At 73.3% G+C, this 14,393-nt stretch carries 13 protein-coding genes; 6 read left to right on the top strand and 7 right to left on the bottom strand.

Annotation, left to right across the window (positions count from 1 at the left end):
* Positions 1–176 precede the first annotated feature (176 nt).
* The gene (mmuM, locus tag KBY47_RS35265; protein ID WP_210928581.1) at positions 177–1,145 is read left to right on the top strand and encodes a homocysteine S-methyltransferase; all 969 of its coding nucleotides are present in this window, start codon (positions 177–179) and stop codon (positions 1,143–1,145) included.
* A 144-nt stretch (positions 1,146–1,289) separates the two neighbouring features.
* Here the strand turns inward: mmuM and KBY47_RS35260 are convergent, their stop codons facing one another.
* Both KBY47_RS35260 and KBY47_RS35255 read right to left on the bottom strand, forming a co-directional pair.
* Positions 1,290–1,697: a RidA family protein gene (locus tag KBY47_RS35260; RefSeq protein WP_210928578.1), complete on the bottom strand. Its 408-nt coding sequence runs from the start codon at positions 1,695–1,697 to the stop codon at positions 1,290–1,292.
* A 140-nt stretch (positions 1,698–1,837) separates the two neighbouring features.
* On the bottom strand, positions 1,838–2,809 hold the full coding sequence (locus KBY47_RS35255) for a YafY family protein (RefSeq protein WP_210928576.1): 972 nt from the start codon (positions 2,807–2,809) through the stop codon (positions 1,838–1,840).
* 100 nt (positions 2,810–2,909) lie between these two features.
* On the opposite strand from KBY47_RS35255, the gene KBY47_RS35250 reads away from it, so the two are divergent.
* Together KBY47_RS35250 and KBY47_RS35245 are read left to right on the top strand one after the other, a co-directional pair.
* Entirely contained in the window at positions 2,910–3,656 is a 747-nt protein-coding gene (locus tag KBY47_RS35250) for an NIPSNAP family protein (RefSeq protein ID WP_308405403.1), read from the top strand.
* 45 nt (positions 3,657–3,701) lie between these two features.
* Positions 3,702–4,466: a bifunctional 2-polyprenyl-6-hydroxyphenol methylase/3-demethylubiquinol 3-O-methyltransferase UbiG gene (locus KBY47_RS35245; protein WP_210928574.1), complete on the top strand. Its 765-nt coding sequence runs from the start codon at positions 3,702–3,704 to the stop codon at positions 4,464–4,466.
* Between the two features lie 7 nt (positions 4,467–4,473).
* Here the strand turns inward: KBY47_RS35245 and KBY47_RS35240 are convergent, their stop codons facing one another.
* Positions 4,474–5,103 carry a VOC family protein gene (locus KBY47_RS35240; RefSeq protein ID WP_210928572.1) on the bottom strand — a complete coding sequence of 210 codons (630 nt, stop codon included), beginning with the start codon at positions 5,101–5,103 and terminating at the stop codon, positions 4,474–4,476.
* A 63-nt stretch (positions 5,104–5,166) separates the two neighbouring features.
* Between KBY47_RS35240 and KBY47_RS35235 the strand changes: the two genes are divergently transcribed.
* Both KBY47_RS35235 and KBY47_RS35230 read left to right on the top strand, forming a co-directional pair.
* Positions 5,167–5,862, top strand: coding sequence for a hypothetical protein (locus KBY47_RS35235; RefSeq protein WP_210928569.1), 696 nt, complete (start codon positions 5,167–5,169; stop codon positions 5,860–5,862).
* A 53-nt stretch (positions 5,863–5,915) separates the two neighbouring features.
* Positions 5,916–6,569, top strand: a complete 654-nt coding sequence (locus KBY47_RS35230) for a ThuA domain-containing protein (RefSeq protein ID WP_210928583.1) — start codon at positions 5,916–5,918, stop codon at positions 6,567–6,569.
* Between the two features lie 2 nt (positions 6,570–6,571).
* Here KBY47_RS35230 and KBY47_RS35225 read toward each other — a convergent pair whose 3' ends face one another.
* Positions 6,572–7,618 (bottom strand): LacI family DNA-binding transcriptional regulator, encoded by a 1,047-nt coding sequence (locus KBY47_RS35225; protein ID WP_210928567.1) that lies wholly within the window; start codon positions 7,616–7,618, stop codon positions 6,572–6,574.
* A gap of 307 nt (positions 7,619–7,925) precedes the next feature.
* On the opposite strand from KBY47_RS35225, the gene KBY47_RS35220 reads away from it, so the two are divergent.
* The gene (locus tag KBY47_RS35220; RefSeq protein ID WP_247695726.1) at positions 7,926–9,125 is read left to right on the top strand and encodes a DUF4190 domain-containing protein; all 1,200 of its coding nucleotides are present in this window, start codon (positions 7,926–7,928) and stop codon (positions 9,123–9,125) included.
* On the opposite strand, the gene KBY47_RS35215 is transcribed toward KBY47_RS35220, so the two are convergent.
* From KBY47_RS35215 to KBY47_RS35205, 3 genes are all read right to left on the bottom strand, one after another.
* Positions 9,115–10,704 carry a DUF6851 domain-containing protein gene (locus KBY47_RS35215; protein ID WP_210928563.1) on the bottom strand — a complete coding sequence of 530 codons (1,590 nt, stop codon included), beginning with the start codon at positions 10,702–10,704 and terminating at the stop codon, positions 9,115–9,117. The genes KBY47_RS35220 and KBY47_RS35215 overlap by 11 nt on opposite strands.
* 550 nt (positions 10,705–11,254) lie before the next feature.
* On the bottom strand, positions 11,255–12,856 hold the full coding sequence (locus KBY47_RS35210) for an MFS transporter (RefSeq protein WP_210928561.1): 1,602 nt from the start codon (positions 12,854–12,856) through the stop codon (positions 11,255–11,257).
* 438 nt (positions 12,857–13,294) lie between these two features.
* Positions 13,295–14,308 (bottom strand): hydroxyacid dehydrogenase, encoded by a 1,014-nt coding sequence (locus KBY47_RS35205; protein ID WP_210928559.1) that lies wholly within the window; start codon positions 14,306–14,308, stop codon positions 13,295–13,297.
* Positions 14,309–14,393 lie beyond the last annotated feature (85 nt).

Here is a 14,393-nt window from a genome sequence, read left to right as displayed (position 1 = left end):
CATGGGGGGCCCGCTGGGCCATCGCCGAAGGCGACGCGGAGCGATAGCGGAGCGCCCTTGAGGCCGGGTCGTGGAAGCACGACACTGGCGAAGAAGCGGGCGGCCCCCACGGCAACGCGTCCAACACGCCTTCGCCCGGCCTGCCCCCCGCCTCTCCCCCGTCTACCGTCGAAGGCATGACCGGCGACATCGTTCCCCCCGCCCTTCCTTCCACCCTCCCCCCACCCCTCCCCCTCCCCGAAGCCCTCGCCGCCCGGCCCGTCGTGCTGGACGGGGGGATGGCCAGCCAGTTGGAAGCTGCGGGGCACGAGCTGGGGGGTGGGTTGTGGTCGGCGCGGTTGTTGGTGGAGCGGCCGGAGGCTGTGGTCGGGGCGCATCTGGCGTTTTTCGAGGCGGGGGCGGACGTGGCGACGACCGTCAGCTATCAGGCGACCTTCGAGGGCTTCGCGCGGCGTGGGATCGGGCGGGAGCGTGCGGGTGAGTTGCTGGCGCTGAGCGTGGCGGTGGCTCGGGAGGCGGCGGCGCGGGCACGGGTGCGGGGTGCCGGGCGGCCGTTGTGGGTGGCGGCGTCGGCGGGGCCGTACGGGGCGATGCTCGCGGACGGCTCCGAGTACCGGGGGCGGTACGGGCTCACCGTGGCGGAGCTGGAGCGGTTTCACCGGCCGCGTCTGGAGGTGCTGGCGGGGGCCGCGCCGGACGTGCTCGCGCTGGAGACGGTCCCCGACACCGACGAGGCCAGGGCGCTGCTGCGGGCGGTGCGTGGGCTCGGGGTCCCGGCCTGGTTGTCGTACACCGTCGACGGCGACCGCACCCGCGCCGGGCAGCCGTTGGAGGAGGCCTTCGCGCTGGCGGCCGAGGTGGACGAGGTGATCGCGGTCGGCGTGAACTGTTGTGCCCCGGGGGACGCGGGTCAGGCCGTGGCGACGGCGGCGCGCGTGACGGGGAAGCCGGTCGTGGTCTACCCCAACAGCGGGGAGACGTGGGACGCGGGCGGGCGCGGCTGGCGCGGTCCCGTCACCTTCTCGGCGGAGCTGGTGCCGGAGTGGCGGGCGGCGGGGGCGCGGCTGATCGGTGGGTGCTGCCGGGTGGGGCCGGGGACCATCGGGTCGGTCGCGCGGGCCCTGGCGCGGCCACCCGTGTCCTGAAACCCGCCACGCCGGGCTTCAAGCCACCCACCCGTGCCCCAAAACCCGCCACACCCGGCTCCAGGCCACCCACCCGTGCCCCAAAACCCGCCACACCCGGCTCCAGGCCACCCACCCGTGCCCCGAAACCCGCCGCACCCGGCTTCAGTCGAGGACCGCGATCGCCTCCACCTCCACCATGTGCTCGGGCACGTCCAGTGCCGCGACGCCGAGCAGCGTGGCCGGGGGCGTCGGGGTGGTGCCCAGCTTCGCGGCGGCGCGGGTGATGCCGTCCATGAGGTGGGGCATCTTGTCGGGGGTCCAGTCGACGACGTGGACGTTGAGCTTGGCCACGTCGTCGAAGGTGGCGCCGACCTCGGCGAGGGCGGTGCCGACGTTGAGGTAGCACTGCTCGACCTGGGCGGCGAGGTCGCCTTCGCCGACCGTGACGCCGTCGGCGTTCCAGGCGACCTGTCCGGCGAGGAAGACCAGGCGTGAGCCGGTGGCCACGGAGACGTGGTGGTAGGCGTCGGTCCGGGGGAGTCCGGCGGGGTTGTGGAGGGTGATGGACATCAAGGGCTCCCAGCAGTCGGGGCGATTTCTTGGGGTTACTCGGGAACTTTAGGAGAGTGAGCGCTGACCTGGAAGAACGCACTTTTCGGTGACAGGGGAACCTCCTGGTGACCGAGCAGCTCACGGGCCCGCACCCCAGGTCACCCGTACCTCCGGGCCAGCTCGGCCACCGCCTCGCGCATGGCCCTGCGCAGTTCCGGTGGTGCCATGACCTCCACGTCGGTGCCGAGGCGCAGCAGCTCGCCGCAGGCGTGCGGGACGCTCTCGGTCGGGATGACGGCCTCGATCCAGCCGTCGTCACCGACGGCGACCGCGGTGGCCTCGGCCGCGCGTACGACCTCGGGGGGCATGTTGTCGGGCAGGCGCCGGCGTCCGCGCGGGGAGAGGCGGACGGTGGCGGTGCCGGTGTGGCGGCGGGCCTGGAAGTCGGCGAGGTAGGACGCCCAGTGGGCGCGCAGGTCGAAGTCCCGGGGCCGGTCGAAGCGTTCCTCGGTGAGCCGCGCGTCCAGGACCTGGGCGGCCCGGTACGTCGCGATGCCCCGGTCGGTGGCGGCGACGACGTACCAGACGCCGGACTTCAGCACCAGGCCGTAGGGGCGGAGGCGACGGTCGACCTCCTGCGGGGCGCGCCATCTCCGGTACCGCACGTCGACGGTACGGCGGCTGAGCACGGCGTCGACGAGCAGCGGCAGGTACGGCGTCTCCTCGGGTTCCGTGTACCAGCCCGGCGCGTCCACGTGGAACACGGCCGCGGTCCGTGCCGCCTCCTGGCGTAGTTCGGTCGGCAGCGCCGCGAGCAGTTTCAGCCGTGCCGCCGCGACGTCCGCCGCGAGCCCCAGGTCGGCGGCGGGGCCGGGCAGCCCGGCGAGGAACAGGGCCCGTGCCTCGCCTTCGGTGAGGCCGGTGAGGCGGGTGCGGTAGCCGTCGACCAGTTGGTAGCCGCCGCCGGGGCCGGGCTCGGCGTAGAGCGGGACCCCGGCCTGCTGGAGTCGTCCGAGGTCCCGGTAGGCGGTCCGCACGGACACCCCGAGTTCGTCGGCGATGGCCCGCGCGGAGAGGCGGCCCCGGGATTGCAGCAACAGCAGCACCGACAGCAGTCGTCCGGCAGACATGCCCGCATTCTCTCCGGAATCCCTGACAGCGGCTGTCACACGCTCCGTCTAGCGTCAGCCCGGCGCCCCCTCCTCCACCAGCACCAGACAGGAGTTCACCGTGTCCGACGGCCGTCCCACCGTGATCGAGCTTCGCCAGTACACGTTGCGTCCGGGGCGGCGCGATGAACTCGTCGGGCTGTTCGACCGGGAGTTCGTCGAGACGCAGGAGGCGACGGGGATGACCGTGCTCGGACAGTTCCGGGACCTCGACGATCCGGACCGCTTCGTCTGGCTGCGCGGCTTCCCGGACATGGCGGCACGTCATGCCGCGCTCACCGCCTTCTACGGCGGCCCGGTCTGGGCCGAGCACGGTCCCCGCGCCAACGCCACCATGGTCGACTCCGACGACGTCCTGCTGCTGCGCCCCCTGTCCGCCGACACCGGTCCCGGCGTCCTCCCGGCTGGTCGGCCTCGGCCCCGGCCTCGGCCAGTTGCCGGTTCCCCCGCGCCGGACCGGCTCGTGTCCGCGACGGTGTGGTCCTTCCCGCCCGGGCGGTCCCACGGGGTCGCCCTGCTCCGGGACGGTCTCCTGCCCGCCCTGCGCGGGTCGGGGCCCGCGCCGCTCGCCGTCCTCGTCACCGAGACCGCCGCGAACACCTTCACCCGGCTGCCGGTCCGTGCCGGGGAGAACGTCGTGGTGGTCCTCACCTCGTACCCGGACGAGCGTGCCCGGCGGGAGCACGCCGCCGCGACGGCGGCCGACCCCGTGGTGCGGGACGAGGTCCTGCCGGGCCTGGAACGGCAGTGGGCGGCGCCTCCCCAGGTGCTGCGGCTCGCCCCCACCGACCGCTCCCTCCTGCGCTGACGAAATCCGGTTGCCCCGCCCTCCCCCGCTGCCTACCGTCGCCCCATGGTTGACGCGCTCTTCGGGCATCCGCGGCTGGCCGCCGTCTACGACGTCCTCGACGGCGAACGCGGCGATCTGGACGCCTACTTGGCCATGGCGGCGGAGTTCGGGGCGCGCCGGGTGCTGGACATCGGCTGCGGGACCGGGGTGTTCGCGCTGCTGCTCGCGGAGCGTGGGATCGAGGTGGTGGGGGTGGATCCCGCGCGGGCCTCGCTGGACGTGGCGCGGGGCAAGCCGGGCGCGGAGCGGGTGCGGTGGCTGGACGGGGACGCCACGGCGTTGCCGCCGCTGCGGGTCGACCTCGCGACCATGACGGGCAACGCCGCCCAGGCCATAGTCGGCCACGAGGAGTGGCGGGCGACCCTGCGCGGGGCGCACCGGGCGTTGCGGCCGGGGGGTCGTCTGGTGTTCGAGACCCGGGATCCGGGGCGGCGGGCCTGGGAGGAGTGGAACCGGGCGGCGACGCACGGGGTGGCCCCGCTGCCCGGTGGCGGTGCGGTGGAGAGCTGGCTCGAAGTGACGGAGGTCAGCGGCCCGTTGGTGACGTTCCGTTCGACCCTCGTCTTCGAGGACGACGGTGAGGTGCTCGTCTCCGACTCGACGCTGCGGTTCCGGGAGCGCGCGGAGGTCGCGGAGGACCTGGTCGCCGAGGGCTTCGTGGTGGAGGGCGTACGGGACGCGCCGGACCGTCCGGGGCGCGAGCTGGTGTTCGTGGCCCGCAAGGGCGAGGAAGAGGAGTTCGTGGCCCGCGAGGGCGGGGCGAGGTAGCGGGCGGTCAGTCGAAGGTGACGGGGCCGCGTGGGGTGTCCAGCGTGAAGGTCATGCCCTCCGGGCCCTCGGTGAGGGCCAGTTCGGTGCCCAGGGCGGTCAGCACGCGGTGGATCTTCTCGGGCTCGGGCGTGGTCGCCGACACTTCCAGGAGCGGAGTGGTCGGCAGGCCGGAGGCGGTGGGGTGGGCCGAGGTGCCCCAGTCGATGAGGAACGGCACCAGGCCGCAGGGATGTGCCGGGCCGGTCAGCCGCCATTCGAGCAGGGTGCCGTCGGGGGTGCGGCGGCTCATCGGGTGGGCGGGGCCGGGGTCGTAGCCGCGGGCGCGGGCGGCGTCGACGGCGGCGGCGTCCAGGTCGGTCGTGCGGATCGCCCAGGTCGCCGTGCGCGGGCCGGTCAGCCCCTCCACGCCGAAGGGGCGCGGGCCGTCGTGGTGGGCCTGCTCGGGGTCGGGACCGATGATCTCCAGATAGCCGGTGCCGCCCAGCGCCACGAGGTAGTTGCGGGTGCCGAGCCCGACATGGACACCCCCCACGGCGGGCGCCACGCCGGTGCGCTCGGTGAAGTCTGCGATGGTGGCGGCCAGATCGGGCGTCGCGAGGACGAGGTGGTCCAGTGCCGTGGGGATGGTGTTCATCGGCGTCGAGGCTATCGCGGTCCGGTCCGCCGAATGGAACGTTTGTACGGCAGGATGGACCCCATGTCCCGTGTCCGACGCCTCCCGCCCCGCCGGTCGCTCCCGTCACTCCTGCCACCGCTGCTGGTGGTCCCCGTCCTGCTGCTCACCGGCTGCGGCAAGGAGAAGGCGCCCTCCGCCGACGGCGCCACCGCCTCCACCGCCAAGACCCCCGCCCCCACCGGAACCGCCGTCTCCGAGGAACTGGCCGACCGCGCCACCGCCCTCGGTATCGCCCCCGAGCACGTCTACGTCACCGGCGCCCCGGGCTTCGCCCTCGCCCAGCAGTCCGTCGGCGTCTCCGGCGACGACGGTTTCTCCGCGTCGTACTTCTCCCGGAGCACCGGCACGCACTTCACCCTCACCGTGGACCACGGTTCGATGACCGCCGCGAGCTGTCCCGGGCAGGCGGTCGGTGATCTGGGCCGGGGCCCGACGGAGTGCGAGCGCGACGGTGACGCCTGGTACCGCGACGGCCGCTCCCAGCACGAGTACGCCCTGGCGAGGGACGGCCAGGTGATCCGGCTGAGCGCCGACTCCGGGGTGCCGCGCGCCACCTTGCGCGCCGCCGTCGACGCCGTGCACCGGCCGTCCGGCGATGAACTCGACGCCCTGCTGCCGCCCGCGGCCGGCACCGGGCCCACCGCGCCGGTGGAGCGCGGCGACCTGCCTCCGGAGGGCGACGGCGCCCCCAACAACGGCGTGGGCGTGGGCGGATGACGGAACAGCGCACCGGGGCGCGCCCGGGACGGCTCGTGGCGGAGTCCGCACCCATGCCGCCCCGGCTCCTCGTGTTCACCCGCACCACCGACTACCGGCACGACTCCATCCCGGCCGCCGTCGACGCCCTGCGCGGCCTCGGCGCGTTCGGCGTCGACCACACCGAGGACCCCGAACGGCTCGCGGCGCCGTTGGACGGTTACGCCGCCGTCGTCTTCCTCTCCACCAGCGGTGAGGTGCTGACCGAGGCCGGGCGGGCCCGGCTCGCGGGGTACGTCGAGTCCGGCGGCGGGTTCGTCGGTGTGCACGCCGCCGCCTGCACCGAGTACGAGTGGCCGTACTACGGCGACCTCCTCGGCGCCCGCTTCGAGAGGCATCCCGCCCTCCAGCCGGGCCGGGTGCTGGTGGAGGACGGTGACCATCCGGCGACCCGGCACCTGTCCGCCGTATGGGAGTTCACGGACGAGTGGTACGACTTCCGGGAGAGTCCGCGGGGGCGGGTGCGAGTGCTGCTGCGGGCCGACGAGTCGTCGTACGAGGGGGGCGGGATGGGGGACGACCATCCGCTGGCGTGGTGCCATGAGCGGGGTGGCGGCCGGGTGTTCTACACCGCCCTCGGGCATGCGTCCGAGGCGTACGCCGACCCGGGCTTCCGCGCCCATCTGCGGGGCGGGATCGCCTGGGCGGCCCGGCTGCCGTCCGGCTGAACTCAGGGGCGCGGCGGGGCCGTGCTGGACCGTTCCACCAGGCGGGTCGACAGTTCCGTGCGGGTGCTCTCCGGGCGGTCGCCGTCCATCATGCGGACCAGCAGGCGCAGCGCGGTGGCGGCCATCTCGGACAGCGGCTGGCGGACGGTGGTCAGCGGCGGGGCGGTCCAGCGTGCCTCGGGCAGGTCGTCGAATCCGACGACGCTGATGTCGCCCGGGACGCCGAGCCCCCGGTCGGCCAGCGCCTCGTACACGCCGAGGGCCATGCGGTCGGAGCAGACGAAGAGGGCCGTCGGCGGCTCGGGCAGGTCGAGGAGTTCATGGGTGCGGCGGTGTGCCGCGGCCTCGTCGAACCCGGCGTGGCGGACGTACTCGGGGTCGTGCCCGAGGCCCGCCGACGCCAGGGCCGAGAGGTACCCGGCGATCCGCGCGCCACTGCACAGGGTGCGCCGGGGTCCGGCGACGACGCCGATGCGGCGGTGGCCGAGGGCCAGCAGGTGCTCGGTCGCGGTGACCCCGCCCTGCCAGTTCGCGGCGCCGACGGAGACCACGCCGGGCGGCGGTTCCACCAGCGGGTCGATCATCACGTACGGGATGCGGTGGTGCTCCAGCCACGCGTACTGCGACTCGGTCAGCTCGGCGAGGTTGAACAGCACGCCCGCCGAGCCGCGTGTCGTGAGCTTGTCCAGCCAGCCCCGTTCCGGCCGTCCGGCCCGGCCGCGGGCGAGCCCGGCCGACACCACGACGTCGAGTCCGGCGTCGTGGGCCGCCTGTTCCACGCCCCGCAGCACCGCCCCCGACCAGGAGGTGTCCAGGGAGTGCACCACCAGGTCCACCAGCTGGGGTGCCCTGGCGGTGTCGTAGCGGGGTCGGCGGACGTAGCCGAGCCGGTCGAGAGCCTCGGTGACGCGGCGGCGGGTCTCGGGGGCCACGTCCTCCCGGCCGTTGACCACCTTGGAGGCGGTCGGCACCGAGACTCCGGCTTCCCGGGCGACCACCGCCAGTGTCGGCCCGGCGGCCGGTGCGCTGGGACTGCCCGTACGGACCATCGGGAACCACCTCTCCGGCCCGCCCGAGGGCCGTCGACCCCTACGATAGAAAGCGCTTCCTAAACGTCTCTACCCTAGGCATGCCGCCAACGCGGCGGGAAGACACCGGAGATGAGGCGATCACCACGGCACCGGCTTCCGGCGGGACGGACGCGGTGGCATCGCATGCTCCGTCCCGAATGTCGCCTTGCTTCCCTTGCTTGACAGCGCCTCGGCGCAATGAATACAAACCCTGGGCCGCTGCGCACGGCCCTCACGGGCGGGCGGCCCGCGCCCCTGCACGCCCGGAAGGCCACACCGTATGTCCATGCCCCCGCCGTCGTACCCGCCCCAGCCGCCGCACCACCAGCCCGGCGGGTATCCGGGCGGTGGGCAGTGGCCGCCGGTGCCACCGGCACCGGCACCCGCGCCGCTGAACGCCTTCGCGGTCGTCGCCCTGGTGACCTCGCTGGTGTGCCTCGCCCCCCTCGGGCTGGTCTTCGGCATCGTGGCGCTCCGCCAGATCTCCCGGCGCGGGGAGCGCGGCAAGGGCCTGGCGGTCGCCGGGCTCTCCGTCTCCGGCGCCGTACTCCTGCTGGCCGCCGTGCTCGTGCCCGCCCTCGACCTGAAGGTCTGGACCGTGCCGGCGCGCGACGACGCCGGTGAGGTCGTGCGGGAGGGCTGGACGACGATCGACGCCCTGGAGACCGGCGACTGCTTCACGCCCGACGACAAGCTGCCGGAGAAGGACTCTCCCTCGCTGTTCGACTCGGGCGTGCGGGTCACACCGTGCGACCAGCCGCACCGCGCGGAGCTGTACGCCTCCTTCACCCTCACCGGCGAGGAGTTCCCGGGCCGGGAGCGGATAGCGGCGCTCGCCTGGCCGCGCTGCGCCGAGCGGTTCCTGGACTACTCGCTCGACCCCGCGGCCTTCGGCCGTCTCCAGACCTACTACTTCCACCCGGACGAGCGCGGCTGGCTGAGCGGCCGCCGTACGGTGCTGTGCTGGGTGGGCCGACCGGGCACCGCCCGGCTCGACCACTCGGTGCGCAACGACGGCGCGGACCTCACCCCCGCCCAGCACACCTTCCTCACCGCCCTGAAGCCGCTGAACGTGGGCTCCGTGCTCCGGCCCGCCAACGGCCCCCGGGACGACCTGGCCGGTGCCACCGCCTGGGCCGAGCGGATGGCCGAGGCGCAGGCGGAGAGCATCGGCCTGCTGGCGGAGGCCGAACTGCCCGGCGCCCAGCGGCCCACCGAGCAGCTGGTGGCCGAACTGGAGGCCGGGCTGCCGTTCTGGCGGCAGGCGGCGGAGGCGTCCGACGCCGACACCTTCCTCGGCCATCTGCGCTCCGTCGACGAGCACACCGGTGCGGCGCACGCCCGCCGGATCCGCGAGCTGCTGGAGCTGCCCGTGCCGGGCGCCGGGGGCGATCAGGTGCGGTACGGGACACGCCAGGTGAGGGCCGGTGACGGTACGGCGGGACGCCGTAACCTCACGGGCCCCGGCCCTGACGTCACTTCTTGACGTCGCCCTTGATGTACCGCTGCACGAACTCGTGGGCCATGTCGCCGAACGGCTCACCGAAGACGAGGGACCGCTCGACCGTCCCGCGGAAGTGGACACCGCCCCAGACCCGGCTGTTCGCGCACGCCCTGTTGAACTCGGCCCACGTGCGGAAGTGGAGCTGGAGGTCCTTCGCCGGAGTCATTCCCGGCTCCACCACGGAGGCGCCTCCGGCGAAGTCCAGCGCCCAGTCCAGCACCTCGGAGTCGAAGAAGCGCCGTGCCGTCTGAGCGCCGGCGGCGCACATCGACGTGGAGCCCGACGGGTACTCGGGGTGGTCGCTCGTCGGCAGGTACGGCTCCCACTCGGTGGCCGGGATGTCCTTGACCGTGCCCACTCCGGGCCCGCCCCAGGCGGTCACCTTGCTGCGGCCGTACACGTGCCGGACCGCGCTGACCGGCCGTACGGCGTCGTACTCGCGCTTGTTGCGCCAGGCGGCGATCAGCGCGTCGAAGGTCGCGAGGAAGTGCTGGAGCGACCAGGCGGCCCAGCCGAACACGCCCAGTTCGTTGTTCTCGTCGTACTTGCGGCCGATGACGGTGGACGTGTAGCCGATGCCCCAGAGCTTGTTGTCCATGACCTCGGCGATCGCCTTGCGCTCGTCGTTGAGCGAGGCCGACGCCTCGAGGATCTCGTCGACCGAGCGCTTGTAGTCGCGGGGCCGGGTGTGGTCGCTGTACTTGGGCGGGTCGAGCCGGAACCGGGCCGGGTCGGCGTAGATGTGCGGCTTGGTCAGGGCGATCTGCGGGGTCACGAAGTGCTGGGTGACGTAGATGCCCATGTCGCCCGGTCCGCCCCCGGCTCGACGGCCGTTGTGGGCGTGCAGCTGGGGCTGCCAGCGCGAGGGGTTGTTCAGCTTGAAGGCGGTGTTCACGGGCTGGTAGCCGGTGTAGTCCGCCCAGGGGCGGGGGTTGTACTTGCGGCCGCCGTCGTAGCCGAGGACGTTCATGCCGTCGTTCTTCAGGGCGTTCCAGACGGCGTTGAAGGCCACGTTGCCGATGCCGACGGGGCTGGTCAGGTCCTCCGACTGGTCGTCGGGGTCCAGGCCGAAGGCGACCATCATCTGCCGCACGCTCCCCGCGGGCCCGCGCAGGCCGCCCGGCAGCGTGCGCTCGAACATGCGCAGCTGGGTGTAGAGGATGGCGATGTTCATGTTGCGGTTGGTGGCGGACTCGCTGGAGGGGCGGCGCGGGATCCGGGAGTACAGACCGACCGCGGTCTCGTGGTAGGGCGCCACCGCGTCGAACGCCGCTATGTTGCCCACCCTGCTCAGCCACAGGATGACGGTCGCGTCCATCGAGCCGATGAAGTCCTGGAGGGGCGACTGGCTGGCGCCCGCGTCGGTGGAGGGCTTGACCCACTTGATGTAGTTGTCGGTGTCGAGGTCGAAGTCGAACTGGGGTGCCTCGTCGCCGGTGGCCGCGTTGGCCGCCTGGGGGACGCCGAGCAGGGTGAGGGCGGCGGCCGAGGAGCCGCCGAGCAGCAGCGATCTGCGGCCCAGCGAGAAGTCTGAGTCGGAGGTACGTCCGGACATCGTCATGTTCGTCTTCCTTGTTTGATGAGGCGGGGCCGCCGGGAAGGGGGCCCATTTTGGGGAACTGGCGTTGCCCTTGACGTACCGCTGCACGAACTCGGGTGCCGGACATGTGAATTGGGCACCGATACATGGGACGCCTCGACGGCTTTTGGGGGGACGGCCGAGGATGCGCGTGAAGTGAAACTCCGGGTCGTGGACGCCTCGCGGAGCTGGGAAAGCTACCGTTCGGGGGCGGTGCCGGGCCGGATTTCGCCGCGCGAAAGGGGTAAGTCGACTAACGGAGCCGATCCGTTGATGCCCGAGGTGATGACCACGCGGGTCACTCTCATCGCAGCACCTCCGGACATCAATGGCTCCAAGCAGTCGGCGTAGACAGTCAGTTCCGGGTTCGAACCGAGCCGTAACGCTGTCAGTCGCCGCTACAGCGCCATTGGAAGGGAGCTAATGTTCCGCACGTCGTTGGGTGCAGGAACGCACAAGGCGCCGTTCCCACCAGTGCCTCGGGCTGGTGGGAACGGCGCGTCGGTGGTATAGCCCGTCGAAGCGGGGGGTGTCACGAGGCGACGGTCTCGGGGGCGGCCTCCTTGTCGTCGTGCACCGGCGCGGGGACCTCGTTCTTCGGGCCGCGGAAGAGGACGTAGAGGAAGGTGACGCCGGTGACGGCGGCGCCCACCCACATGGCCTGCTGCCAGCCGTCGACGAAGGACTGCTGGGCGGCGTCCAGCAGCGCGGCCTGCTGGGAGCCCGCGCTGCCCGCGACCTCGACGGCGTTGGCGATGCCCTCGCGCGCGGTGTCCGCGGTGGCGTCGGGGATGCCGCCGAGCTTGTCGTCGATCGCGTTGCGGTACCCGGCCGACAGCAGGGCGCCGATCATGGCCACGCCCAGCGCGGTGCCGAACTCGCGGGTGACGTCGTTGAGCGCGGAGGCGACGCCCTGACGCTCGCTCGGCAGGGAGGCGGTGATGGCCTCGGTGGACGGTGTCATCGCCAGGCCCATGCCGAAGCCCATGGCGAGCATGCCGGGCAGGATGGACAGATAGCCGTTGTCGACCGTGACGAAGAGGGCCATGAGGATGAGGCCGACACCGCCCAGCCCTATGCCGGTGACCATGGTCGTGCGGGCGCCGACGCGCATGGCCAGCCGGGGGGCCACACCGGCGGCCACCATCATCAGGATGGCCATCGGCATCAGGGCGAGCGTGGACTGGAGGCCGGACCAGCCGAGCACGGCCTGGAGGAACGGGAAGAGGACCACGGCGATGCCCGCCTGGACGCCGAAGACGACCAGCAGCACGACGGAGCCGCTGAGCAGGCGGCGCTCCCGGAAGAGCCGCACGTCCAGCAGGGAGGCGTCCCGGCGGCGCAGCTCCCAGGCCACGAAGGAGACGGCGGCGGCGAGGCCGACGGCCAGGGCGATCAGGGTGGCGGGGGCGCTCCAGCCGCGCTCCGGGCCTTCCTGGAGCGTGAAGATGAGCCCGGCCACGGCGACGACCGAGGTCAGCGCGCCGACGGTGTCGAAGGAGTGTCCGGCGTGCTCACGGGAGTTGGGCACCGAGCGCAGGGTCAGGACGACCGCCATGACGGTGAGCACGATGGGCAGCATGAACAGCCACCGCCAGCTGGCGACGTCCACGAGCAGGGCGGAGAGGAACATGCCGAGGATGCCGCCGCCACCGGCGACGCCGGTCCATACGCCGATCGCCTTGCCGCGCTCCTCCTCGGGGAACGTGGAGGTGATCACGGCGAGGGTGATGGGCATGGTCATCGCCGCGCCGATGCCGCTGAGCACCCGGGCGGCGATCATGATCTCGGCCGACGGGGCCAGGGCCGCCAGGATGCTGGCGCCGCCGAACACGACGAGGCCCGCGATCAGCATGGGCTTGCGGCCGATCCGGTCGCCGATCGCGCCGAGCGGGAGCAGCAGGGCGGCGAGGGCCAGGGTGTAGATGTTGATGATCCACAGGACCGTGCCCTGGGAGGCCTCGAACTCGACGGCCAGGTGGGTCTGCGCCACGTTCAGGCCGGACACGGACGCGATGACCGCCATCAGCGCTACGGAGACGGCGGTGAGGATCATGCGCAGCTGACGTGCGTCCGGCGTGCCTGCGCCGCCTGGTTCGGCGGCTGCCCCCAGTGCGGGCTCGTTCGTACTCATGGGTTCCTCTCGGGTGAAAAAGGCAGGAAGGGACTCGGTGCCGGACCGGGTCCGGTCGTCGGGAGGGGATGAGGGCTCCGCGGTGCCCGCTGCGCCGTGCGGGCGTCAGGCGGTGGTGGCGTGGGCCCGGGCGGCCGGGTCTGCGGTGCTACCGGCCACGCAGGCGCCCGGTGTGCCGGCGGTGGGGATGCCCCGTGCGGCAGAGCGCGCGGGATGCACGACCGCCCCCCAGCTCGGCGGCCGTAGGGGCTGCTTCCATGATCATCTCCTGGTTCCGGCTCCGTCGGACGACTGAGGCATCACCCCTATGACGGTCACGATGGCCGGTCTGTGACATGGCCCCGCCCGCCCGGCCGTCCGGAAGCAGGGGCGGGCGCGGCCCGGCACACCCGCCGGGTCACCCCCGTCCCTTCGGTTCCGGCCCCCCGCGGATCGTCCTCAGGCCATCCGCGTCAGGTCCGCGTAGCGCACCGCGTGGGCCAGCTCCTCCCCCGCCGCCAGCCGCTCCAGCTCGCCGACCACGACCCGCCCCAACCGCTCCAGCTCGTTGCCGAGCGAGCCCGCGATGTGGGGGGTGAGGAAGACGTTGGGGAGGGTGTAGAGGGGCGAGTCGGCGGGGAGCGGCTCGGGGTCGGTGACGTCGAGGACGGCGCTGAGGCGGCCGCCCGCCAGCTCGTCGGTGAGGGCGGTGTGGTCGACCAGGGCGCCCCGGGAGGTGTTGATGAGGACGCCGCCGTCGCGGATCAGCGCCAGCCGCCGCCGGTCCAGCAGGTGGTGCGTCTCGGGGAGGTCGGGGGCGTGCAGGGTGACGATGTCGCTGCGGCGCAGCAGTTCGTCGAGCGGCAGCGGCCGGGCGCCGAGCGCGGCGGCCCCGGCGGGGTCCAGGTACGGGTCGTGGAGCAGCACCTGGAAGTCGTACGGCTTCAGCAGTTCGAGGAGTCGGCGGCCCACGCGTGAGGCGCCGATGACGCCGATACGGCGGCCCAGGTTGCCGGTGGCCGCGGTGTGGGCGTGGGACGGGTGGGCGTGGACGGCGCGGAAGCGCTCCCGGTGGGCGAAGGCGTCCTTCCCGGCGAGCAGGATCATCGCGAGGGTGTACTCGGCGACCGGTACGGCGTTGGCCTCCGCGGCGCTGGAGACGCCGATGCCGCGCCGCCACAGCTCCTCCCCGGCCAGGGAGCGGACCGAGCCCGCGGCGTGCAGGACGGCACGCAGGGCGGGCGTGGCGGCGAGGGCGGCGGGGTCGAGGGGCGGGCAGCCCCAGCCGGTGATCAGCACCTCGGCGCGGGCCAGCGCGGGGGCGGCGGCCGGGTCGGTGAAGTCCCGGACGACGAGCGCGGGGTCGATCTCGGCCGTCCGGCGCAGCCGGCTCAGCAGGGCGTCGGGAAAGAGCAGCGGGAGGTGCACGGGGTCCATGGCGAACACGGCCCTGGGCAGACGGGTGCCGGGCATGCTCCTCCTGGGGCGGCGGGGGCCGGGTAATGCGCCTTCTAGGGTTGGGGTGGCGTGGGGTGGGGGCAATCGTGCGGCGGGGAGG

The organism is Streptomyces sp. B93, from assembly GCF_018070565.1.
Lineage (GTDB): Bacteria > Actinomycetota > Actinomycetes > Streptomycetales > Streptomycetaceae > Streptomyces.
This window is presented reverse-complemented; position numbering and strand designations above follow the sequence as displayed.

Excerpts from the sequence above, each read along its gene's own strand:
- mmuM (WP_210928581.1), top strand. The coding sequence starts at position 177 with ATGACCGGCGACATCGTTCCCCCCGCCCTTCCTTCCACCCTCCCCCCA.
- KBY47_RS35260 (WP_210928578.1), bottom strand. The coding sequence starts at position 1,697 with ATGTCCATCACCCTCCACAACCCCGCCGGACTCCCCCGGACCGACGCC.
- KBY47_RS35255 (WP_210928576.1), bottom strand. The coding sequence starts at position 2,809 with ATGTCTGCCGGACGACTGCTGTCGGTGCTGCTGTTGCTGCAATCCCGG.
- KBY47_RS35245 (WP_210928574.1), top strand. The coding sequence starts at position 3,702 with ATGGTTGACGCGCTCTTCGGGCATCCGCGGCTGGCCGCCGTCTACGAC.
- KBY47_RS35240 (WP_210928572.1), bottom strand. The coding sequence starts at position 5,103 with ATGAACACCATCCCCACGGCACTGGACCACCTCGTCCTCGCGACGCCC.
- KBY47_RS35235 (WP_210928569.1), top strand. The coding sequence starts at position 5,167 with ATGTCCCGTGTCCGACGCCTCCCGCCCCGCCGGTCGCTCCCGTCACTC.
- KBY47_RS35230 (WP_210928583.1), top strand. The coding sequence starts at position 5,916 with ATGCCGCCCCGGCTCCTCGTGTTCACCCGCACCACCGACTACCGGCAC.
- KBY47_RS35225 (WP_210928567.1), bottom strand. The coding sequence starts at position 7,618 with ATGGTCCGTACGGGCAGTCCCAGCGCACCGGCCGCCGGGCCGACACTG.
- KBY47_RS35220 (WP_247695726.1), top strand. The coding sequence starts at position 7,926 with ATGCCCCCGCCGTCGTACCCGCCCCAGCCGCCGCACCACCAGCCCGGC.
- KBY47_RS35215 (WP_210928563.1), bottom strand. The coding sequence starts at position 10,704 with ATGACGATGTCCGGACGTACCTCCGACTCAGACTTCTCGCTGGGCCGC.
- KBY47_RS35210 (WP_210928561.1), bottom strand. The coding sequence starts at position 12,856 with ATGAGTACGAACGAGCCCGCACTGGGGGCAGCCGCCGAACCAGGCGGC.
- KBY47_RS35205 (WP_210928559.1), bottom strand. The coding sequence starts at position 14,308 with ATGCCCGGCACCCGTCTGCCCAGGGCCGTGTTCGCCATGGACCCCGTG.